The organism is Cupriavidus yeoncheonensis (assembly GCF_905397275.1).
In the GTDB taxonomy this organism is placed as follows: Bacteria; Pseudomonadota; Gammaproteobacteria; order Burkholderiales; family Burkholderiaceae; genus Cupriavidus; species Cupriavidus yeoncheonensis.
The window spans coordinates 435,894-457,044 of record NZ_CAJPUY010000002.1; the positions used below are offsets into that span (position 1 = coordinate 435,894).

General features: G+C 67.1%; 18 protein-coding genes. 5 read left to right on the top strand and 13 right to left on the bottom strand.

Features of this window, described 5'->3' with window-relative positions; translation table 11 throughout:
• Window positions 1–16: 16 nt before the first annotated feature.
• The 11 genes from murG to coq7 form a co-directional block, all read right to left on the bottom strand.
• Window positions 17–1,087 carry an undecaprenyldiphospho-muramoylpentapeptide beta-N-acetylglucosaminyltransferase gene (gene murG / locus KHO22_RS04290; RefSeq protein WP_211945853.1) on the bottom strand — a complete coding sequence of 357 codons (1,071 nt, stop codon included), beginning with the start codon at window positions 1,085–1,087 and terminating at the stop codon, window positions 17–19.
• Window positions 1,084–2,325, bottom strand: coding sequence for a putative lipid II flippase FtsW (gene ftsW / locus KHO22_RS04295; protein ID WP_211945854.1), 1,242 nt, complete (start codon window positions 2,323–2,325; stop codon window positions 1,084–1,086). Before ftsW ends, murG begins: the two co-directional genes overlap by 4 nt.
• The gene (gene murD / locus KHO22_RS04300) at window positions 2,322–3,833 is read right to left on the bottom strand and encodes a UDP-N-acetylmuramoyl-L-alanine--D-glutamate ligase (RefSeq protein ID WP_211945855.1); all 1,512 of its coding nucleotides are present in this window, start codon (window positions 3,831–3,833) and stop codon (window positions 2,322–2,324) included. Before murD ends, ftsW begins: the two co-directional genes overlap by 4 nt.
• Window positions 3,834–3,891: 58 nt before the next feature.
• Window positions 3,892–5,061, bottom strand: a complete 1,170-nt coding sequence (gene mraY / locus KHO22_RS04305) for a phospho-N-acetylmuramoyl-pentapeptide-transferase (RefSeq protein ID WP_211945856.1) — start codon at window positions 5,059–5,061, stop codon at window positions 3,892–3,894.
• 13 nt (window positions 5,062–5,074) lie between these two features.
• Window positions 5,075–6,475 carry a UDP-N-acetylmuramoyl-tripeptide--D-alanyl-D-alanine ligase gene (locus tag KHO22_RS04310; RefSeq protein WP_211945857.1) on the bottom strand — a complete coding sequence of 467 codons (1,401 nt, stop codon included), beginning with the start codon at window positions 6,473–6,475 and terminating at the stop codon, window positions 5,075–5,077.
• Complete coding sequence (locus KHO22_RS04315) at window positions 6,472–8,034, bottom strand: UDP-N-acetylmuramoyl-L-alanyl-D-glutamate--2,6-diaminopimelate ligase (RefSeq protein WP_211945901.1); 1,563 nt, start codon at window positions 8,032–8,034, stop codon at window positions 6,472–6,474. The genes KHO22_RS04310 and KHO22_RS04315 overlap by 4 nt, the downstream gene beginning before the upstream one ends.
• Complete coding sequence (locus tag KHO22_RS04320; RefSeq protein WP_211945858.1) at window positions 8,031–9,833, bottom strand: peptidoglycan D,D-transpeptidase FtsI family protein; 1,803 nt, start codon at window positions 9,831–9,833, stop codon at window positions 8,031–8,033. Before KHO22_RS04320 ends, KHO22_RS04315 begins: the two co-directional genes overlap by 4 nt.
• Window positions 9,830–10,165, bottom strand: coding sequence for a cell division protein FtsL (ftsL, locus tag KHO22_RS04325; protein ID WP_211945859.1), 336 nt, complete (start codon window positions 10,163–10,165; stop codon window positions 9,830–9,832). The genes KHO22_RS04320 and ftsL overlap by 4 nt, the downstream gene beginning before the upstream one ends.
• Complete coding sequence (gene rsmH, locus KHO22_RS04330; RefSeq protein ID WP_211945860.1) at window positions 10,162–11,154, bottom strand: 16S rRNA (cytosine(1402)-N(4))-methyltransferase RsmH; 993 nt, start codon at window positions 11,152–11,154, stop codon at window positions 10,162–10,164. Before rsmH ends, ftsL begins: the two co-directional genes overlap by 4 nt.
• A 7-nt stretch (window positions 11,155–11,161) precedes the next feature.
• Window positions 11,162–11,590 (bottom strand): division/cell wall cluster transcriptional repressor MraZ, encoded by a 429-nt coding sequence (gene mraZ / locus KHO22_RS04335; protein WP_211945861.1) that lies wholly within the window; start codon window positions 11,588–11,590, stop codon window positions 11,162–11,164.
• Between the two features lie 415 nt (window positions 11,591–12,005).
• On the bottom strand, window positions 12,006–12,629 hold the full coding sequence (gene coq7, locus KHO22_RS04340) for a 2-polyprenyl-3-methyl-6-methoxy-1,4-benzoquinone monooxygenase (protein ID WP_211945862.1): 624 nt from the start codon (window positions 12,627–12,629) through the stop codon (window positions 12,006–12,008).
• A gap of 509 nt (window positions 12,630–13,138) precedes the next feature.
• Between coq7 and KHO22_RS04345 the strand changes: the two genes are divergently transcribed.
• The 4 genes from KHO22_RS04345 (at window position 13,139) to KHO22_RS04360 (ending at window position 16,534) form a co-directional block, all read left to right on the top strand.
• Entirely contained in the window at window positions 13,139–14,332 is a 1,194-nt protein-coding gene (locus tag KHO22_RS04345) for a porin (RefSeq protein ID WP_211945863.1), read from the top strand.
• A gap of 155 nt (window positions 14,333–14,487) precedes the next feature.
• Window positions 14,488–15,489, top strand: coding sequence for a Bug family tripartite tricarboxylate transporter substrate binding protein (locus KHO22_RS04350; RefSeq protein WP_211945864.1), 1,002 nt, complete (start codon window positions 14,488–14,490; stop codon window positions 15,487–15,489).
• Window positions 15,490–15,587: 98 nt separating this feature from the next.
• Entirely contained in the window at window positions 15,588–16,091 is a 504-nt protein-coding gene (locus KHO22_RS04355) for a MarR family winged helix-turn-helix transcriptional regulator (protein ID WP_211945865.1), read from the top strand.
• The gene (locus KHO22_RS04360) at window positions 16,088–16,534 is read left to right on the top strand and encodes a hypothetical protein (RefSeq protein WP_211945866.1); all 447 of its coding nucleotides are present in this window, start codon (window positions 16,088–16,090) and stop codon (window positions 16,532–16,534) included. Before KHO22_RS04355 ends, KHO22_RS04360 begins: the two co-directional genes overlap by 4 nt.
• A 67-nt stretch (window positions 16,535–16,601) precedes the next feature.
• Here the strand turns inward: KHO22_RS04360 and KHO22_RS04365 are convergent, their stop codons facing one another.
• Window positions 16,602–18,284, bottom strand: a complete 1,683-nt coding sequence (locus KHO22_RS04365; protein WP_211945867.1) for a long-chain fatty acid--CoA ligase — start codon at window positions 18,282–18,284, stop codon at window positions 16,602–16,604.
• A gap of 168 nt (window positions 18,285–18,452) precedes the next feature.
• Window positions 18,453–19,088 carry a TetR/AcrR family transcriptional regulator gene (locus tag KHO22_RS04370; protein WP_211945868.1) on the bottom strand — a complete coding sequence of 212 codons (636 nt, stop codon included), beginning with the start codon at window positions 19,086–19,088 and terminating at the stop codon, window positions 18,453–18,455.
• A gap of 233 nt (window positions 19,089–19,321) precedes the next feature.
• Between KHO22_RS04370 and KHO22_RS04375 the strand changes: the two genes are divergently transcribed.
• Window positions 19,322–21,118 carry an AMP-binding protein gene (locus tag KHO22_RS04375; protein ID WP_230426737.1) on the top strand — a complete coding sequence of 599 codons (1,797 nt, stop codon included), beginning with the start codon at window positions 19,322–19,324 and terminating at the stop codon, window positions 21,116–21,118.
• Window positions 21,119–21,151 lie beyond the last annotated feature (33 nt).

The window sequence follows — 21,151 nt, forward strand, 5'->3', positions numbered from 1 at the left end:
CTACATGTATTGGGCTTCAGTCCCTGGCCATCTGAGTGCATACCTCGGCTACGCGCCGGGTCGCCTCAGGCTTGGCCAGTCCGCGCGCCAGGCGCGCCATGTCCTTCAGTTGCGGCCGGTTCAGGCTGGCGATGGTCTGCGCCAGTCCGTCCGCCGTCAGTTCTTTTTGCTGCACGAGCAGGGCCGCGCCCTGCTTCGCCAGGAATTCCGCGTTGGTCGTCTGGTGATCGTCCACCGCATGCGGGAACGGCACGAACAGCGCCGCCACGCCGGCGGCCGCCACTTCGGAAACCGTCATCGCGCCCGCGCGGCAGATCACCAGGTCGGCGTCGGCATACGCCTTCGCCATGTCGTCGATAAAAGGCACGGTTTGAGCAGACACCTGCGCGGCGGCATAGTTCGCACGCAGCGTGTCGATCTGCTTGGCACCGGCCTGATGCATCACCACCGGACGCTGCCCTTCGGGCAGCATGGCGATGGCCTTCGGCACGACTTCGTTGAGCGCTGCGGCGCCCAGGCTTCCGCCCACCACCAGTACGTTGAGCGGACCGGTACGCTGGTCATAGCGTGCCTGCGGCCCGGCCATATGGGCGACTTCCTCGCGCACCGGGTTGCCGGTCCACTCGCTGCCGGGCAGCGTGTCCGGGAACGCGCACAGCACGCGGTCGGCCACCTTTGCCAGCACCTTGTTGGCCAGGCCGGCGATGGAGTTCTGCTCGTGCAGCACCAGCGGGCGCCCGAGCAGCGAGGCCATCATGCCCGCCGGGAACGTGATATAGCCGCCCATGCCCAGCACCACGCTCGGGCGCACGCGGCGCAGCGCGCCCATGCTCTGCCAGAACGCGCGCAGCAGGTTCAGCGGCAGCAGGAACTTGGTCAGCAGGCCCTTGCCACGCAGCCCGCCGAACTGGATGAACTCCATCGGGATATCGTGCTTGGGCACCAGCGTGGCTTCCATGCCCGTGCGGTTGCCCAGCCAGACCACCTTCCAGCCCTGCTCGCGCAGCGCGTGCGCGACCGCCAGCCCCGGGAACACGTGTCCCCCGGTGCCGCCGGCCATCACGAGCAAGGTGCGCTGCTGCGTCATACCTTCCCTCCACGCATCAGCACACGGTTTTCATAGTCGATGCGCAGCAGGATCGCCAGCGCCATGCAGTTCATCAGGATGCCGGAGCCGCCGTAACTGACCAGCGGCAGCGTCAGCCCCTTGGTCGGCAGCAGGCCCAGGTTCACGCCCATGTTGATGAAGGTCTGCCAGCCGATCCACACGCCGATGCCCTTGGCCACCAGGCCGGCAAAGGTGCGGTCGAGCTGCAGCGCGGTGCGGCCGATGTTGAACGCGCGGCGCACCAGCCAGTAGAACAGGATGATGACGACCAGCACGCCGACAAAGCCAAACTCCTCGCCGATCACGGCGAGGATGAAGTCGGTGTGCGCTTCGGGCAGGTAGTGCAGCTTCTCGATGCTGCCGCCGAGGCCGACGCCGGTCCACTCCCCGCGCCCGAAGGCGATCAGCGAGTGCGTGAGCTGGTAGGCCTTGCCGAGCGCGTTGCTCTCTTCCCACGGGTTCAGGTACGCAAAGATCCGCTCGCGCCGCCATGGCGACAAGGTGATCAGCAGCGCGAACGCGCCGATCGCCACGCCGACGAGCCCGGCGAACAGCTTGCCGTTGATGCCGCCCAGGAACAGGATGCCCATGGCCACCGCGGCAATCACCAGGAACGCGCCCATGTCGGGCTCGAGCAGCAGCAGCATGCCCACCACCACCACGGCCACGCCCATCGGCAGGAAGCCCTTGGCCACGGTCTGCATCCACTCCTGCTTGCGCACCGTGTAGTTGGCCGCGTACAGGACCACCGCGAGCTTCATCAGCTCCGATGGCTGGAAGTTCATGATGCCGAGCGGAATCCAGCGGCGCGCGCCGTTCACGCCCTTGCCGACGAACGGCACCAGCACCAGCACCAGCAACACCAGCGCGATGATGAAGAGCTTGGGTGCGTAGCGGTCCCACACCTTGACCGGGATCTGGAACGCCGCGAGCCCGACCGAGAGCCCGATCAGCAGCGCGAACAGGTGCCGCACCAGGAAGTGGCTTTCGCGGTAATTCGCGTAGCGCGGCGAATCGGGCAGCGCGATCGAGGCCGAGTAGACCATCACCAGGCCGAGCGCGAGCAGCACGATCGCCACCCACAGCAGGGGCTGGTCGTACTCCATCATGCGCGAGCGGGTCGGCTTGACGCCGGAAACCGCATCGCGCAGGCCACCCCAGGCGTTGCCGATGGTGGCGCCGATGAATCCGCTGCGCTTGACCTGCGAGTCACTCATGGCATGATCCCCCGCGACAGGGCCAGTTCTTCCACCGCGGCGCGGAACACTTCGGCGCGGTGCACATAGTTGCGGAACATGTCGAGGCTGGCGCAGGCCGGCGACAGCAGCACGACATCGCCGCGCTCGGCCAGTTCTGCAGCCTTGTTGACGGCTTCTTCGAGCGTGGCGGCATCCACCAGCGACGCGCCGCTGCCCTGCAGGGCAGCTCGCAGCTCACCGGCCGCACGGCCGATCAGCACCACCGCGCGCGCGTACTGCGCCACCGGCGCGGCCAGCGGCGAGAAGTCCTGGCCCTTGCCTTCGCCGCCGGCGATCAGGACGACACGCTTGTCCAGGCCCGACAGCGCGGCCACCGTGGCGCCCACGTTGGTGCCCTTGCTGTCGTCGAAATACTCGATGTCATCGATGGTGGCGACCCACTCCACGCGGTGCGGCTCGCCACGGTATTCGCGCAGGCCATGCAGCAGCGCGTTGAGCGGCAGGTCGATGGCACGGCACAGCGCCAGCGCCGCCATGGCGTTGGTGGCGTTGTGCATGCCGCGGATATGGAGCGCGTCGGCCGGCATCAGGCGCTTGTGGCGCACCGCCACGGCTTCCTGCGCGGCGGCGTCGGCCTTGCGGCGGCGTGGCTTGCTTTGCGTATCGGCTTCCGTGTCCGGTTCGGCCAGCACCAGCCAGGGCATGCCGCCCTCGCGCAGCACGCCGAAGCTGCCGGTCGTCTCGGGCAGGTCGGCGCCGAACGTCACCGGCGCCGTGCCCGGGCGGGCCATGTCCATGGTCAGACGGTCATTGCGGTTCAGCACCTGCACGCAGGCCGTGCCGGCCGCGCCGAAGATGCGCGCCTTGGACGCGGCATAGGCTGCCATCGAGCCATGCCAGTCGAGGTGATCCTGCGTGATATTGAGCACGGTCGCCGCGTGCGGCGCCAGCGTGTGCGTGGTTTCAAGCTGGAAGCTCGACAGCTCCAGCACCCACACATCCGGCAGCGTGGCCGAAGCGATGCAGGCCGACAGCTTGTCGAGTGCCGACGGGCTGATATTGCCAGCCACCGCCACGCTCTTTCCCGCACGCTCGACCAGGCGCCCGGTTAGCGCCGTGGTGGTGGTCTTGCCGTTCGTGCCGGTGATCGCCAGCACCTTCGGCGCGTAGCCGGACTCGGCCTGCAGGTGCGCGAGCGCGCGCGCGAACAGCTCGATCTCGCCCCACACCGGAATGCCGCGCGCACGCGCGGCGGCCAGCAGCGCACCGGTATCGGCCTCCAGCGGCGACAGGCCCGGGCTGATCGCCACCAGGCCGATGCCGTCGAGCAGGCTTTCGGCGAACGGACCGCCCACGAACCCGGCCGACGTCAGCTCGGCCTGCAGGAACACAAGGTTGGCGGGCGCCTCGCGCGTGTCGGCCACGCGCACCGCGCAGCCGTTCAGGCCACACCAGCGCGCCATGGCCAGCCCCGATTCGCCGAGGCCCAGTACCAGCACATGAGGTTTTTGCAGCTCGCCAAACACTTCGTATTCCCGCCTTTTGAGTTCAGTAATCCTGTTGTCTAGATAAGAAGCGCCCGGATCAGCGCAGCTTCAGCGTGGACAGCCCGATCAGCACCAGCAGCATGGTGATGATCCAGAAGCGCACGGTGACCTGCGTCTCCTTCCAGCCGCTCAGCTCGAAATGGTGGTGCAGCGGCGCCATGCGGAAGAGCCTTCGCCCTTCGCCATAGCGGCGCTTGGTGATCTTGAACCACGTGACCTGCAGCATCACCGACAAGGTTTCCACGACGAAGATGCCGCCCATCACGAACAGCACGATTTCCTGGCGCACGATCACGGCCACCGTGCCAAGCGCGCCGCCCAGCGCCAGCGCGCCGACATCGCCCATGAAAACCTGTGCCGGGTGCGCGTTGAACCAGAGGAAGGCCAGGCCCGCGCCGGCCATCGCCGAACAGAAGATCAGCAGCTCGCCGGCGCCGGGAATGTGCGGGAACAGCAGGTACTTGCTGTAGACCGAGCTGCCCATCACGTAGGCGAACACGCCCAGCCCGCTGCCGACCAGCACCACGGGCATGATCACCAGCCCGTCCAGCCCGTCGGTCAGGTTCACCGCGTTGCTCGAGCCGACGATTACCAGATAGGTCAGCACGATGAAGCCGGCCACGCCCAGCGGATAGCTGATTTCCTTGAAGAAGGGCACGATCAGGTTGGACTTGTACGGCATGTCCAGCGACAGTCCGCCCTCGACCCAGCTCAGGAACAGGTCCCAGACCCGCACGTTGCTGCTTTCGGACACCGAGAACGCCAGGTAGACGGCGGCGACCAGCCCGATCAGCGTCTGCCAGAAGAACTTCTCGCGGCTCGACATGCCGCGCGGGTCGCGATAGACCACCTTGCGGTAATCGTCGACCCAGCCGATGGCGCCGTAGCCCAGCGTGACCAGCATCACCACCCAGATAAAGCGGTTGCCCCAGTCGCACCACAGCACCGTCGAGATGGCGATGGAGACGAGCACCAGCACGCCACCCATGGTCGGCGTACCGGACTTGACCAGGTGGGTCTGCGGGCCGATGGTGCGCACGGCCTGGCCGACCTTCAGTTCGGTCAGCTTGCGGATGACCCACGGACCGGCCCCAAGGCCGATCAGCAGCGCGGTGAGGTTGGCCATCACCGCGCGGAAGGTCAGGTAGTTGACGACCCGAAGGAAGCTGTAATCGTTTTGCAGCCACTGGGCCAGAGCCAATAACATCGTGTTTTCTTACTTAGTGTGCGGAAGTGTCTGCGACCAGCGCATCCACCATCCGTTCCATGCGCATAAAGCGCGATCCCTTCACCAGCACGGCGCCAGCCCTGGCCACCATGCCCCCTGCGTCTTCCTCCAGCGCCCGGGCGAGATCCTCCGCCCGGCCGAAATGCCTGCCCTGCGCGCCGAATGCCTGCACGGCGTGCGGAGCCAGTTCCCCGATCGCCCACAGCGCTTCGATGCCGCGCGCCTGCGCATAGGCGCCGATCTCCGTGTGGAAGGCCGGTCCCTGGTCACCCACTTCGCCCATGTCGCCCAGCACCAGCAGGCGCGGCGCGGCAAACCCGGCCAGCACGTCGATGGCGGCGCGCATGGAATCGGGGTTGGCGTTGTAGGTGTCATCGATGACCACGGTGCCGCCCGGCGTGTGCTTGACCTGCAGACGGCCCTTGACGGGCTTGAACGCGGCCAGGCCTACCTGGATCGCCGGCACCTGCACGCCGGCGGCCAACGCACAGGCCGTTGCCGCCAGCGCATTGCGCACGTTGTGCGTGCCGAGCAGGCCGAGGCGGATCTCGAAGCCATGGCCCGGCGCGCGGACCTGCATCACCTGCACGCCGTCGACCAGTGCCACGGTGGCGTGCACGTCGGCCTCGGGCGCGGTGCCAAAGCTGAGCACGCGGCGCGTGCCGGCAGCCGCGCGCCAGATGGCGGCATGCTGTCCACCGCTTTCGTCATCGAGCGGAAACACAGCCACGCCGTCGGCAGGCAGTGCGGCAATCGCCGCGGCGTGCTCATGGGCGACGGCTTCCACGCTGACCATGAACTCCTGGTGCTCGCGCTGGGCGTTCGTGACCACGGCGACGGTCGGCTGGGCGATGCCGGCCAGGTAGACCGTCTCGCCCGGATGGTTCATGCCGAGTTCGAGCACGGCGAGACGGTGCGAAGCGCGCAGGCGCAGCACCGTCAGCGGCAGGCCGATGTCGTTGTTCAGGTTGCCGCCGGTCGCCAGGCGCTGGTCTGCGCCCACGGCCGCGGCGAAGATCGCCGCGATCATTTCCTTGACCGTGGTCTTGCCGTTGCTGCCGGTTACCGCTACCGCCGGCAGCGTGAACTGGCGGCGCCAGCCGGCGCCGAGTTCGCCCAGCGCGATGCGCGTGTCGGGCGCGACGATCGCCGGCACGCCGGCATCGACCTCGCGGCTGACCAGCACGGCAGCGGCGCCGCGCGCGACCACGTCGGAAATGAAATCATGCGCGTCGAAACGCTCGCCCTTGAGCGCGACAAACAGGTCGCCCGGCTCGACCGTGCGGCTGTCGGTATGCACGCGGGCAAAGCCGCGGGTGCCATCGCCCAAAACACGCGCGCCGGCAATCCAGCCGGCGGCTTTCTGCAAACTGGTCATCACTGAATGGCTCATGCCGATACCCCCCGCGCGGCGAGGGCCAGGCGTACATGCTCGCGGTCCGAGAACGGCCGCTTGCGGCCATGGCTCTCCTGCGTGGCTTCGTGGCCCTTGCCGGCCACCAGCACCACGTCGGCACCGGCCGCGTGCTTGATTGCATAAAGAATGGCAGCGGCGCGATCCTCGATCTGGCGCCCGCGTGCGCGGTCAGCCATGCCGTCGGCAATGGCGTCGAGGATGTCCTGCGGCTCCTCGCTGCGCGGGTTGTCGCTGGTCAGCACGATCTCGTCGGCCAGCCGCTCGGCCACGGCGCCCATCAGCGGACGCTTGATCGGATCGCGATCGCCGCCGCAGCCGAACACGCACCACAGGCGGCCATTGCGCGCCTGGGCAACCGGGCGCAACGCTTCGAGCGTCTTTTCAAGCGCGTCAGGCGTGTGCGCGTAGTCGACCACGGCCAGCGGGCTGTCCTGGCCGCCGTGGGCACCGAACAACTCCATGCGGCCGTCCACGGGCGCGAGTGCGCGCAGTGCCGCCAGCGCGGCATCCCAGGCCACGCCATTGGCCAGCGCCGCCCCCAGCACCGCGAGCAGGTTGCTGACATTGAACGCGCCGATCATCGGCGTCGCCACGTCGGCGCTGCCGAAGCTGCCATCGATATGGAAAGCGGTGCCGGTCGCCGTCGCGCGCACGCCGGTGGCGCGCAGCCACCGCCCGCGCGCGCCGCTGACCGACGCGCCCGCCGGGCCGTCGATGCCGTATTCGATCACGTGCGGCGCGTGGATGGCCGCGCCATTGGCCGCCAGCAGCCGGCGGCCCATGCCGTCGTCGCGGTTGATCACGGCGGTGCGCAGGCCGTCCCAGCCGAACAGGCGCGCCTTGGCGGCCTCGTACTCGGCCATGGTGCCGTGGTAGTCGAGGTGATCCTGCGTCAGGTTGGTCAGGACCGCCACCGAGAAATGCGTGCCGGCCACGCGTTCCTGCTCGAGTCCGTGCGAAGAGACTTCCATCGCGACCGCGCGCGCGCCGGCGTCGTGCAGGCTGGCCAGGCTGGCCTGCAGTTGCACGGCGTCGGGCGTGGTGAAGCCGGTCGGGTGCAGCGCATCCGGGAAACCGGTGCCGAGCGTGCCAATGGTCGCGCACCGCGTACCGGTGGCCTGCAGCACCCGAGCCAGCCACTGGCTGCACGAGGTCTTGCCATTGGTACCGGTAATGCCGGTCACCGCCAGCCCGCGCACCGGATTGCCGTGCCAGCCGGCGGCGATCGGGCCGGCCAGCTGGTACAGGTTCTCCAGTGCCAGGTGCGGCACCGTGTCGCCGAAGGACCAGTCGTAGCCATCGGCCTCATAGAGGATGGCGCCGGCGCCGGCGGCAATGGCCTGGGCGATATGCGGGCGGCCGTCGGTGGACAGGCGCTCGTTGCCGAGCACATAGGCCAGGAAGACGTCGCCGCGCGCCAGCCGGCGCGTGTCGCCGGTCAGCTGCGCATTGGCCGACACCTTGGTACGCAGCCAGGCCAGCGCGTCGCTGGCCTGTGCGGTGATCTCGAGCGGGAGCAGCGGCTTGGCCGTCATTGTGTCGAGCTCCACGGTTCGCTTTCCTGCACCTTGTCGCTGACCACCAACTGGCGGATCGGCGAGTCGGGCTGGACATTCAGGGCGCGCAGCGTGCCGCCGGTGATCGCGGCGAAGACCGGACCGGCCACGGCGCCGCCGTAGTGGCTGCCGGCCGTCGGCTCGTCCACGCTGACGGCCACGATCACGCGCGGGTTGGACATCGGCGCCAGGCCAATGAACGACGCGCGGTACTTGCTGCGGTTGTAGCCGCGGCCTTCGTGCTTGTAGGCGGTACCGGTCTTGCCGCCGACGCGGTAGCCCATCACCTGTGCCTCGGGCGCGGTGCCGCCCGGTGCGGTCACGGTTTCGAGCATGGCGCGCACGTCGCGGGCAACCTGCGGCGTCAGGATGCGCTCGCCGGTGGCCGGGCCGTTGGTCCGGAACATCGACACGGGGATAATCTCGCCGTCATGAGCGAAGATCGTGTAGGCATGCGCCATCTGGAACAGCGACACCGACAGGCCGTAGCCGTACGACATGGTGGCCTGCTCGATCGGGCGCCAGCTCTTGAACGGGCGCACGCGACCCGCCACGGCGCCCGGGAAGCCGATCTTGGGCGCCTGCCCGAGGCCGACGCTGGTGAACATGTCCCACATTTCCTGGGGCTTCATCATCATCGCGATCTTGGTCGTGCCGATATTGCTCGACTTCTGGATCACGCCGCCCACGGTCAGCGCGCCGTAGTTGTGGGTGTCGCTGATGGTGGCGCCCTCAAAGTTGTACTTGCCGGTGGTAACGACTACCGTGGATGGCGTCACGCGCTTGAGCTGCAACGCCAGGCCAATGGTGATCGGCTTCATCATCGAACCCGGCTCGAAGGTGTCGGTCAGCACGCGGTTGCGCAGCTGCTCGCCCGACAGCCGGGTGCGGTCGTTCGGGTTGTAGGTCGGCCAGTTGGCCAGCGCCAGCACTTCGCCGGTCTGGGCGTCGAGCACCACCGCGCTGGCGGCCTTGGCCTTGCTGCGCTCGACCACGGCCTTCAGTTCGTTGTAGGCCAGGTACTGGATCTTGGCGTCGATCGACAACTGCATGTCCGCGCCGTCGCGCGGCGTCTTGATGATGCCGACGTCCTCGACCACGCGGCCCAGGCGGTCCTTGATCACCTGGCGCGCGCCGGCACGCCCGGCCAGGCCAGCTTCACGCGCGAGTTCCACGCCTTCCTGGCCGCGGTCCTCGACATTGGTGAAGCCGACGATGTGCGCCATCGCCTCGCCTTCCGGGTAGAAGCGCTTGTATTCGCGGGTCTGGTGCACGCCCTCGATCTTGAGCGCGGCGATCTTCTCCGCCACGTCCGGCTGGACCTGGCGCTTCAGGTAGACGAAGCTCTTGTCTTCCGACAGCTTGCGGCCCAGGTCCTTCTCGGACATGTCGAGCAGCCTGGCGAGCTGGCGGATCTTGGCGGCCTCGACCTGGTTGGGCACGTCTTCGGGCACGGCCCAGATCGCCTTGACCGGCAGGCTGGTCGCCAGCACCAGGCCGTTGCGGTCCAGGATCTTGCCGCGCGTGGCGGGCAGCTCGAGCGTACGCTGGAAGCGCTTCTTGCCTTCCGCTTCATAGAACTGGTTTCCCGGGCCCTGGATCCACAGGGCGCGGACAGCCAGCGCCACGAACGCCCCGAACATCAGGAACACCACGAACTTGGAGCGCCACATCGGCAGGCGCAGGCCCAGCACGGGGCTGGCCGAGAACTGGCCGGTACGCGGACGCGAGTTGTTCGGGCGGTTGCGCGAGGCGGCGCCGCTGCGGGCCATGGTCATGGACGCTCCTCCCCGGCGGGAGCGGATGCGCCAGCCGCGGCGACCGGGGCCGGCGCCGCCTGCGGCAGCGCGATACCCGACAGGTACTGGGTCCTGCCCGCCATGACCGGCGCCATGCGCAGCTGGGTGCGCGCGGCATCGGCAATGCGCGCGCTCTTGCCCAGCGCGCTTTGCTGGTATTGCAGCCGTGACCAGTCGACGTCGAGTTGCTTCTCCTCGGACTGCGCGCGCTCCATCGCGACAAACAGCGTGCGCGCCTGGTGCTGCGCGCTCACCAGCGAGAGCGCGCAGAAGATCAGCGCGGCGAGGAGGAAGAAGGTCAGCCGGTTCATGCCGGTACCGTCCCCGCTGCGGCCGGTGCCAGCTTCTCGGCCACGCGCATCACGGCCGAGCGCGCGCGCGGGTTGTCGGCAATCTCCTGTGCGCCGGGCTTGACGCGGCCCAGCAGGCGCAGCGTCGGCTGCGGCAGGTCGGCCGCGCGCAGCGGCGCGCGGCGCAGCGCCGGATCGGCATCCTGCTGGGGACGGGCGTGCGCCGCCATGAACCGCTTGACGATGCGGTCCTCCAGCGAATGGAAGCTGATCACCACGAGGCGACCTCCTACCTGCAGCAGGTCATAGGCGGCCTTCAGCCCTCTTTCGAGGTCCTCAAGCTCTTGATTGACGTGAATCCGTAGAGCCTGAAAGGTGCGGGTCGCAGGGTCCTGACCCTTCTCGCGTGTTTTGACGGCTTTCGCCACGAGCGCGGCAAGGTCGGCAGTAGTGGCGAGAGGTCCGCCATCGCCGGGTTCGCGCCGGCGAGCAACAATCGCCTTTGCAATCTGTACAGCAAACCGTTCTTCCCCATAGTCTCGTATCACCCTGGCAATGTCCTGCTCTTCCGCCTGCGCCAGCCACTCGGCGGCAGTGATGCCGCGCGTGGTGTCCATGCGCATGTCCAGCGGGCCCTCGAAACGAAAGGAAAACCCCCTCGCCGCCTCATCGATCTGGGGCGAGCTGATCCCCAGGTCGAGGAGCACGCCAGCCACATGGCCACGCCCGGCCAGGCGCTCGCCCATGGCTGCAAAGCTCTCGTGCTCAATGGAGAAGCGGGCATCCTGGATGGTGCCCGCTTCTGCGATTGCTGCTGGGTCCTTGTCGAACGCGACGATGGTCCCGTCTGGCCCCAGCCGGGCCAGAACTGCCCGGCTGTGCCCTCCCCTGCCGAAGGTGCCGTCCACGTAGGTGCCATCCGGCCGCCAGACCAGAGCCTCGACGGCCTCGTCCAACAGCACGGTGCGATGGCGCAGGGCGGTGGTTGCCGGCGATCCGGTAGGACTCATGACCTTGTCAGAAAGAGAAATTCTTCAATGCTTCCGGCATACCCTGCGCCATCGCCTGCTGTTCCTTGGCGGCGTATGTCGCGGCATCCCAGACTTCGAAATGGCTGCCCATGCCGAGCAGCATGACTTCCTTGTCGAGCATGGCGGCACCGCGCAGCTCCGGTGCGATCAGCACGCGGCCTGCGCCGTCCATCTCCACGTCGGCAGCGTTACCCAGGAAGATGCGCTTCCACCAGTGCGCATCCATCGGCAGCGCCGCGATCCGTTCCCGGAAATTTTCCCACTCGGGCCGGGGAAACAGCAGCAGGCAGCCATCCGGGTGCTTGGTCAGCGTCACCCGGCCCTCGGCCTGCTGTTGCAGCGCTTCCCGGTGCCGCGACGGAATGGACATCCGCCCCTTGGCATCCAGCGAGAGCGCTGATGCTCCCTGAAACAAGCTCGCCCCCCGGTCCCGGCCGGCTTATGGCTTGCCGGCACATGCGTGAATCGCTCAGTTCCCGACCCTGTGGATGATCCCACGGGCAGGACTCAATTTCACACAAAAATACACTTCCTCACACTATTTCCCACTTTAGAGGAAGCAATTTCGCGGGTCAAGGCTCGCTGCAGGGCAACAAACCGGGATTCTCGAATCAGAACAAAGACTTAGCGCGCACACCTAAGCCCACGGCTAACGTGAATCCTTAATGAAATGAAGATCTTAGGGAGGAAAGCAGAGAAACCACCTGAGAACTACCCGGGGAGGAACTGCCGACGGTGCGGGAAAGACCGGCCCGCGACCGTGGGGAAGGATACAACATTTGGCAGAGATGGCCGCCGGAACGGCGGTCGGCCCGGCTCCGGCCCGAGGGTCAGATCCGGTACGCGGCGGTGGTCATCACGCGCGACGCGCCGCGCATCAGCGCACGCACCGGAGCGGGCAGCGGCAAGCCGCCGGCAGCGCGGGCGGCTTCGCCATGACGGATCTCGTCGTCGCGCATCTGCTCGAGGATGACGCGCGAGCGGCCGTCCGCGTCGGGCAGCCGCTCAAGATGGCCGCTCAGGTGCTGCTCGACCTGGTGCTCGGTCTCGGCCACGAAGCCCAGGCTGACGCGGTCGCCGGCACGTCCGGCCAGGAAGCCGATGGCAAAGGCGCCGGCATACCACAGCGGATTCAGCAGGCTGGGCCGCGAGTCCAGTTCGCGCAACCGCTCGGCGCACCAGGCGAGGTGGTCCTCTTCCTCGCGCGCGGCGGTGTCCATCTGGGCCCGCACCTCGCCGTTGCGCGCGGTGAGCTTCTGCGCCTGGTAGAGAGCCTGCGCGCAGACCTCGCCGACATGGTTGATACGCATGAGGCCGGCCACATGGCGGCGCTCGTCCGCACTGAGTTGCCCGTCGTCCGGCGCCAGCCGGTCAGCCGGGTTGGAACGGCCCGAACGCGTGGCGCCGGCAATGGCGCGCAATGCCATGTCGAATTCGCGGATAAAGGTGTCCATGCTGGAAAGCGGATAGGCCAGAGAATTAAAAGGGCAATCAGGCAATCAGGCAATAGGGCCCGAAATACGGCCCCCCGGCCCTGCAAAACCCTGCCAAGGCAGTGCAAAACATGCCGCCGCACGTTCCGGCGACAGCATCGGGATTACCCGCATTGTAGCAAGCCTCTAATCCCCGCCATCCCATGCCAGGCCTCGCTATTTACCCACGAGCACACAACAACCCTGACTTGCCAAAAGAAGACAAACGTTCCGGCAGCAGCATCGGGATTACCCGCATTGTAGCAAGCCTCTAATTCCCGCCATCCCATGCCGAGCCTTGTTATTTACCCTCGAGTACACAAAAACCCTGAGTTGTTAAAAGAAGACAAAGGGCATTGCCAGCAGATAGTGAATTAAGGGTTGTTTGTTACAGTACTTCGCAACTTCTTACGAAGTTTGGCAGTGGGGAATGGAGACCCAGGAGGTTTCCCCGCTGACCACATAACAATCATTAGTGGAGATCCTTGAGCATGAAAAAATCGCTTTTCGCGCTGGCGGCATTGGGCGCGTTTGCTGGTGCGGCACAAGCACAAACCAACGTGACCCTGTACGGCGTGATCGATGCACCGATCGAATACGTCAACCACTTTGCAGCCTCCCCGCCCACGCAGAACCCGGCGACCGGCCAGCTGGTGCAAAGCCCCAACGGCGGCAGCCTCTTCCGCATGCCGAGCTACGGCGGCCTGTCGACCAGCCGCTGGGGCCTGCGCGGCACCGAAGACCTGGGCAACGGCCTGCAAGCTGTCTTCGTGCTGGAAAGCGGCTTTGGCTCCGACGACGGCAGCCTGCAATACGCTTCGGCCAGCGGCCCGCGCATCTTCGGCCGCCAGGCTTTTGTCGGCCTGCAAAGCAAGGACTACGGCAAGCTGACCCTGGGCCGACAGTACACGTCGATCTTCTGGGCCATGGCCAACTTCTCGCCGACCTTCTACTCGACCCTGTACGAACCGGTCGTGGCACAACTCGGTGCCAACTACCGTGAAGACAACACGGTCCAGTACACGGGCGCGTTCGGTCCGGTTACGGCCGTGGCCCACTACAGCTTCGGTACCGGCCTGCAGGCTGTCGGTGCCACCCCGACGTTCGGCGGCGGTGCCGGCGAAGTCCCGGGCCATGCCAAGGACAACACCGGCTACGGTGCCGGCGTGAGCTACCAGGCCGCCGGCTTCGGCGCATCGGTCGCCTACGACCAGTGGAACCCGAACTTCGCGGCCACGGCCGGCAACGCCGGCAGCGCCAAGAAGGCTGCCGCCGCACTGAGCTACACCTGGGGTCCCGCCAAGGTCATGGCCGGCTATCGCTGGGGTCAGCTGAAGGCCGCCAACGGCGGTACGCTGGCTCGCGACGACTACTACTGGGCCGCCGTGAACTACCAGGTCAACGCCCCGATCTCGCTGACCCTGGCGTACTACTATGACGACGTGAAGATCCTGCGCACGGCCACCACGACCCCGGTCGTGAACCTGCCGAACCCGTGGCAGATCACGTTCCAGGCCGACTACGCGTTCTCGAAGCGCACCGACGTCTACCTGGCCACGGCCTACGCGAAGAACGGCGGCCTGAACTTCTCGGCGTCGAACAGCAGCTTCAGCAACGGCTACTTCCTGACCCAGGGCAACGACAGCCAGGTTGGCGTCGCCATCGGTATCCGCCACAAGTTCTGATCCGGAACTTGCATGGCGTGGCAAAGGCACCTTCGGGTGCCTTTTTTTATGGATGCGGGCGGCGCATAGGGCATTACCTCATCGGCGTGGTCACGGACGGAAACTAGAATGCCCTCACCCGCACACCGGTCGACCGGACAAGAGAGGAGACACCCATGCAATGCAATCGCCGGCGCCTCACGGCGCTGCTGCTGTCCGGCTGCCTGGCCGCACTGGTCGGCCAGGCAGCCATGGCGGCCGACCCCTATCCGAGCAAGCCGATCCGGCTCGTGGTGCCCTTCGCGGCGGGCGGCACGACCGACATCCTGGCGCGAGCCGTGGCGGCCGAACTGGCGAAGCTGCCAGGCTGGAACCTGGTGGTGGACAACAAGCCCGGTGCCGGAGGCAATATCGGCGCCGACATCGCCGCCAAGTCCGCGCCCGACGGCTACACGCTGCTGATGGGCACGGTCGGCACGCACGGCATCAACCAGTCGCTGTACGGCAAGCTGCCGTTCGATCCGATCAAGGACTTCGCGCCGATCACCGAAGTGGCCGCGGTGCCCAACGTGCTGGTCATCAACCCGGCCTTCGCGCAGCAGAACAAGATCAGCAACGTGCGCGACCTGATTGCCTACGCGCGCGCCAACCCGGGCAAGCTCAACATGGCGTCCAGCGGCAACGGCACGTCGATCCACCTGGCGGGCGAACTGTTCAAGACGCAGACGCGCACCTATATGGTCCACTTCCCGTACAAGGGCAGCGGGCCGGCGCTGACAGACCTTGCCGGCGGCACCATGCAGGTCATGTTCGACAACCTGCCGTCCTCGATGGCGCTGATCAAGGCCGGCAAGCTCAAGGCGCTGGCCGTGACCAGCGCGAAGCCGTCGCCGGCCCTGCCCGACGTGCCGACCATCGCCGCCGCCGCGAACCTGCCATCCTTCGAAGCCAGCTCCTGGTTTGGCCTGCTGGCGCCGGTCGGCACGCCGCCAGAGATCATCAGCCGGCTGCAGCACGAGGTGGCCAAGGCCCTGGGCTCGCCGGCCGTCCGCGAGCGCTTGCAGGCACAGGGCGCGGAACCGGTCGGCAACACGCCCGAACAGTTCGCCGCGCTGATCAAGGCCGAAACCGCCAAGTGGGCCCAGGTGGTCAAGGCCTCCGGCGCCAAGGTGGACTGAGACAGGGCCCGGACGGTCCAACCGGCATATACTTGAGGCATCAAATGTCTGGGCGGCCCGCCAGAGCGGGCCGCCCGGCACTACAACTTGCCATAGAGATGCCAAATCCATCCGCCGCCGGCAGCCCCGATGCCGCCCCGGTCGACCTAGAAACCCGCGCCGGCGACACCGTGCATGAAGCGCTGCGCCTGTGGTTGCGCCTGCTGACCTGCACCAACCTGGTGGAAGCCGACATCCGCGGCCGGCTGCGCCAGGACTTCGCCTGCACCCTGCCCCGCTTCGACCTGATGGCGCAGCTCGACCGCCATCCGGAAGGCCTGAAGATGGGCGAGCTGTCGCGCCGCATGATGGTGACGGGGGGCAACGTCACCGGCATCACCGACCAGCTGCAGGAGGAAGGACTCGTCTCGCGCGAGGCCCTGCCGACCGACCGGCGCGCCTACCTGATCCGGCTCACGCCGGCCGGCCGCGAGGCTTTCTCGCGCATGGCGCGCGCGCATGAAGACTGGATCGAGCAACTGTTCGCGGGCCTGGCTGATACCGACCGCCGCGCCCTGTTCCGACTGCTTGGCCGGCTCAAGGCCGGGCTGACTTCGCCATGAAGACTCTACACACACTGGTTCTGGCCGCCCTGCTGGCCGCGCTGGCCGGCTGCAATACGGCGCCGCCCGCGCCGCAGGTCACGCCGCTCAATGCCACCATCAAGCTCGGCCGCGTCACCGAGAAGACCTTCCTGACCCGCATCGACGTTGCCGACGGCGCGGGCTACGGAAACTATGGCGGCGTTGGCGTGGGTGCCGTGGGAGGCAGCGGCGGGGGCGGAGGCGGCGTGGGTGTCGGCTTCTCGTTCGACCTCTCGCGCCTGTTCAACCGGCCGCCGCAGCAGCAGATCGACCTGTTCCAGTACAAGGTGCGCACCACCGACGGCACCATCGCCTCGGTCAATGCCCCGGCCGCGCCGGGGCTGGAGCCAGGTGCCTGCGTGCGGCTGATCTACCCGGATGGCGGCAGCGATCCCCGCCTGGCGCCATCGAACGAGTGCTGAACGGCGTGTGTCATGCAAAGCGGCCTCCCGAGTGGGAGGCCGCTTTGCCTTGCACCGCCGGTCTGGATCAGGCCGCCTGGCGGGTATCGCGCAGTTCGCGCCGCAGGATCTTGCCCACGTTGGTCTTCGGCAGTTCGGTGCGGAATTCCACGTACTTGGGCCGCTTGTAGCCGGTCAGCCGTTCCTTGCAGAACTCGATCACATCGGCCTCGGTGAGCGCCGGATCCTTCTTCACCACGTAGAGCTTCACCACCTCGCCCGAATGCGTGTCGGGCACGCCCACGGCCGCGACTTCCAGCACGCCTGGGCATTCCGCCGCCACGCCTTCGATCTCGTTCGGATAGACATTGAAGCCCGACACCAGGATCATGTCCTTCTTGCGGTCGACGATCTTGGTATAGCCGCGCTCGTCCATCACGCCGATATCGCCGGTCTTGAAGAAGCCGTCGGGCGTCATGACCTTGGCGGTCTCGTCCGGACGGTTCCAGTAGCCGGCCATCACCTGCGGGCCGCGGATGCAGATTTCGCCGGGCTGGCCGAGCGGCACGTCGCGGCCGTCATCGTCGCGGATGGCGATATCGGTCGACGGCAGCGGCAGGCCGATGGTGCCGGAGAACACCGTGCTGTCGGTCGGGTTGCAGGTGGCCGACGGCGAGGTCTCGGACAGGCCATAGCCTTCGATGATCGGGCAGCCGGTCTTGGCCAGCCACTGCTTGGCCACCGCTTCCTGCACCGCCATGCCGCCGCCGTTGGCCACGCGCAGGCCCGAGAAATCGACCTTGCTGATTTCAGGGTTGTTGATCAGCGCGTTGTACAGCGTGTTGACCGCCGGGAACATGTGGAACTTGTACTTCTGCAGTTCCTTGATGAAACCCGGGATGTCGCGCGGGTTCGGGATCAGCACGCTCATGCCGCCATTGCGCATGCCCAGCAGGCAGCAGACCGTCAGCGCGAAGATGTGGTACAGCGGCAGCGCGGTGATCGTGACCACCTGCTCGACCGGCGTGCCCTTGTTCAACGCCGGCTGCATCCATGCTTCGGACTGCAGCACGTTGGCCACGACGTTCCGGTGCAGCAGCTCCGCCCCTTTGGAAACGCCGGTGGTGCCCCCGGTGTACTGCAGGAACGCGATGTCGTCGGGGCCGGTCGTGGCCGGCTGCAGCGTGAGCTTGCGTCCTTCGGCCAGCACGGCGTTGAAGCGCACGCAGTTCGGCAGCTCCCACTCCGGCACCATCTTCTTGACGTTGCGCACCACGAAATTGACGATCGCGCCCTTGAGGCCGCCCAGCAAATCGCCCATGCTCGCGACCACCACGTGCTTCACCGGCGTGCGCGCGAGCACCTGCTGCAGCGTGGTGGCAAAGTTTTCGAGGATGACGATGGCCTCGGCGCCGCTGTCCTTGAGCTGGTGCTCCAGTTCGCGCGGGGTGTAGAGCGGGTTGACGTTGACCACGACGAACCCGGCGCGCAGCACCGCGGCCAGCACCACCGGATACTGCAGCACGTTCGGCATCATGATCGCCACGCGCGCGCCCGGACGCAGGCCGCGCGACTGCAGCCACGCGGCGAAGTGCGTGGACATCTGGTCCAGCTCGCCGTAGGTGATGGCCTTGTCCATGCAGACGAAGGCACGGCGATCGGCATAGGTGCGGAAGGAATGCTCGAGCAGCTGCGCAAGCGAGGGAAACTGGCTGGCATCGATCTCGGCGGGTACGCCGGCCGGGTAGTGTTTCAGCCAAAACCTGTCCATGACACCGTCTCCTGATTTCTGAATGGTCGTTCGATTTTTCGGGAATGCTAAACGGCTACCCGCGTGAAAACAACACGTTAGACGAAGTCCTCAGGGATCGGACTGGCCTGAGGCGGATTATGCGCCACTGCTGCTAGCACCAGCCACGGGATAACCCTGAAACCGTGCTCAGGCAGGCAGGACCAGTTTCATCATGTTGGAGGCCAGTTCCCTGGCCAGCGCGTCAGGATCCATGCGGCCAGGCTGGTGCCAGGTGTACATGAAGCCGATCACACCGCCGATCGAATGGGCCGTGACGCGCGCATCGCCGAATGCGAACACACCATCGCGCTTGCCTTCTTCGAGCAGGGCATAGAGGTCCCGATAGAATTCGCGCGCCATGCTGTCGAGCCAGGCAACCGTCTCGGGCTTGAGGTACTGGTTATCGCGGAAACTCAGCGTGGCGGCGACATGGCACGACACGCAGCGCCGCGCCATTTCGAGCAGGCAGGCATTGAGCCGTTCGCGGACCGGCAGCGACGGGTCGGCCGTCTCGCGGATCACGGGCAGGCAGGTCTGTGCCGATTCGCGGCAGAGGATGTCGAAGATCTCGTACTTGTCCGTGAAGTAGTAGTAGACCGCCGGCTTGGTCACGCCCAGCGAGCGGCACAGGTCGTTCATGGTCATGCCGGGATAGCCCTTGGTGTAGAAGAGCTGCGCCGCCGCGTCCAGGATCTGGCGGCGGCGGGCTTCCTGGCGCTCGGCGATACGCGGGCGGGCCGGCGCTTCTTCGGCCGCCGCTTCAGGTTTCGGTGCAATCGACATGTCTCAATTCTCGCATGCCGCCACGGCCGCGCCATCCCTCCAAACCCAGGGGCGGGCGCCCGGCCGTCGGGACGTAATGGCCGCTCACGGGATTCGGCCGATTGACGCCTGAGCGCGACCGGCCTAGGATCATACCCATCGGTATATAAATATACCAAGTGGTAAACGCGATGGTGCGCCGAGGGTGCGCCTGAGCACCGCTGCCGACACATCCTGCGAGGAGACACCCGCTGATGGACCCGACTGCAACGCCGACTCCGGCGGCCACCACCGCCACCATCGCCGCCACCGGCGCGCCACGGCAAGAAGCCGAGTATCTCGATGACCTGCGCCGCCGCTGGCACGCCGCCTGGCCCGCCGGTGCGCCGCGCGAACCGCAGTATCCGCTGGGCCGGATGCCACTGTCGGAGATGCTGCGCCACTGGGCACGCGAGCGGCCGCAACAGCCCGCCGTCCACTTCTATGGCCACGTCACCAGCTATGCCGAGCTCGACGCGCAGAGCGACCGCTGCGCCGCGCTGCTCGCGGCGCAAGGCATTGGCCCGGGCGATCGCGTCGCGGTGCTGCTGCCCAATTGCCCGCAGTTCCATGTGGTGTTCTTCGGCATCCTGAAGCTTGGTGCGATCTACGTGCCCGTGAGCCCGCTATCGCAGCGCGCCGAGTTGCTGCACGCGCTGCGCGACAGCACGCCGTGCGCGTTGGTGGCGCTGGACCAGTTGCTGCCACTGGTGGCCGACGCACGCGCCGAACTCGGCGCGGCCGATCCCCTGCGCATCCTCTTCGTTGCCAGCTACGCCGATGTGGCGCCCAACCAGCCCACGCTGCCGCTGCCGCCCATGGTGCAGGCCCCGCGCCTCGTCCCGGAGCCGGAGGACAGCGCGATCGACCTGCTGGCGGCAATGGCCGCCTGCACCGCACCGGCGCCGCGGGCCATCCCCGACCTCGACGCGCCGGCCGCGCTCAACTACACCGGCGGCACCACGGGCCTGCCCAAGGGCTGCATCCACACACAGGGCGACATGGTCGACATGGCCGCCGCGTTCAGCGCCGTGGCACTGCCCATGACCGGCGACTCCGTCATGCTCGGCTTCTTCCCCGAGTTCTGGATCGCGGGCGAGAACCTGTGCCTGATCTTCCCGGTCTTCTTCGGCGTCCCGCTGGTACTGCTGGCGCGCTGGGACGCGCAGACCTTCATGGCCGCGGTGCAGCACTACCGGGTCACCAATGCGTCGATGCTCGTCGACAGCGCGGTCGAGGTGATGGACCACCCGCGCGTCGGCGACTATGACCTGCGCTCGCTGCGCCATGTCGGCGTGTCGTCCTTCGTCAAGAAGCTGAATCTCGACTACCGCGGCCGCTGGCACGCGCTGACCGGTTCCACCATCGCGGAAACCGCGTGGGGCATGACCGAGACGCAGACCTGCAACACCTTCACCTACGGCATGCAGGACCACGACATGGACCTGCGCGCGCAGCCCGTGTTCGTCGGCCTGCCGGTGCCGGGCACCGAGTTCAAGGTGTGCGACTTCGCCACCGGCGAACTGCTGCCGCCGGGCACCGAGGGCGAGCTGTGCGTACGCACGCCCACGCTGCTCAAGGGCTACTGGAACAAGCCCGATGCCACGCGCGAATCGCTGCGCGACGGCTGGTTCCATACCGGCGACATCGGCGTGATCGACATCGACGGCTACCTGCACTACCTGGGCCGGCGCAAGGAAATGCTCAAGGTCAACGGCATGAGCGTGTTCCCGGCCGAGATCGAAACCATGCTCGGCCAGCATCCGGCCATCCTGGGGTCGGCCGTGGTCGGCCGCCCCGACGAAGACCGCGGCCAGGTCCCGGTGGCCTTCGTCATGCTCAAGCCCGAGGCCGTCGGCACCATCGACGAAGCCGCGCTGACCGCATGGTGCCGCGGCAGCATGGCAATCTACAAGGTGCCCCAGCTGCGCGTCGTCGACGCGCTGCCGCTGACCGCGACCGGCAAGGTGCGCAAGCAGGACCTGATACCGCTGGCCGAAGCGCTGCGCTGACGCCGCATCCCCCTCACCCGCTCCGGCACTGCG

Excerpts from the sequence above, each read along its gene's own strand:
- KHO22_RS04320 (WP_211945858.1), bottom strand. The coding sequence starts at position 9,833 with ATGACCATGGCCCGCAGCGGCGCCGCCTCGCGCAACCGCCCGAACAAC.
- ftsL (WP_211945859.1), bottom strand. The coding sequence starts at position 10,165 with ATGAACCGGCTGACCTTCTTCCTCCTCGCCGCGCTGATCTTCTGCGCG.
- KHO22_RS04370 (WP_211945868.1), bottom strand. The coding sequence starts at position 19,088 with ATGTCGATTGCACCGAAACCTGAAGCGGCGGCCGAAGAAGCGCCGGCC.
- KHO22_RS04375 (WP_230426737.1), top strand. The coding sequence starts at position 19,322 with ATGGACCCGACTGCAACGCCGACTCCGGCGGCCACCACCGCCACCATC.
- KHO22_RS04355 (WP_211945865.1), top strand. The coding sequence starts at position 15,588 with ATGCCAAATCCATCCGCCGCCGGCAGCCCCGATGCCGCCCCGGTCGAC.
- KHO22_RS04315 (WP_211945901.1), bottom strand. The coding sequence starts at position 8,034 with ATGACGGCCAAGCCGCTGCTCCCGCTCGAGATCACCGCACAGGCCAGC.
- KHO22_RS04360 (WP_211945866.1), top strand. The coding sequence starts at position 16,088 with ATGAAGACTCTACACACACTGGTTCTGGCCGCCCTGCTGGCCGCGCTG.
- KHO22_RS04350 (WP_211945864.1), top strand. The coding sequence starts at position 14,488 with ATGCAATGCAATCGCCGGCGCCTCACGGCGCTGCTGCTGTCCGGCTGC.
- coq7 (WP_211945862.1), bottom strand. The coding sequence starts at position 12,629 with ATGGACACCTTTATCCGCGAATTCGACATGGCATTGCGCGCCATTGCC.
- rsmH (WP_211945860.1), bottom strand. The coding sequence starts at position 11,154 with ATGAGTCCTACCGGATCGCCGGCAACCACCGCCCTGCGCCATCGCACC.
- murG (WP_211945853.1), bottom strand. The coding sequence starts at position 1,087 with ATGACGCAGCAGCGCACCTTGCTCGTGATGGCCGGCGGCACCGGGGGA.
- KHO22_RS04310 (WP_211945857.1), bottom strand. The coding sequence starts at position 6,475 with ATGAGCCATTCAGTGATGACCAGTTTGCAGAAAGCCGCCGGCTGGATT.
- ftsW (WP_211945854.1), bottom strand. The coding sequence starts at position 2,325 with ATGAGTGACTCGCAGGTCAAGCGCAGCGGATTCATCGGCGCCACCATC.
- KHO22_RS04345 (WP_211945863.1), top strand. The coding sequence starts at position 13,139 with ATGAAAAAATCGCTTTTCGCGCTGGCGGCATTGGGCGCGTTTGCTGGT.
- mraY (WP_211945856.1), bottom strand. The coding sequence starts at position 5,061 with ATGTTATTGGCTCTGGCCCAGTGGCTGCAAAACGATTACAGCTTCCTT.
- KHO22_RS04365 (WP_211945867.1), bottom strand. The coding sequence starts at position 18,284 with ATGGACAGGTTTTGGCTGAAACACTACCCGGCCGGCGTACCCGCCGAG.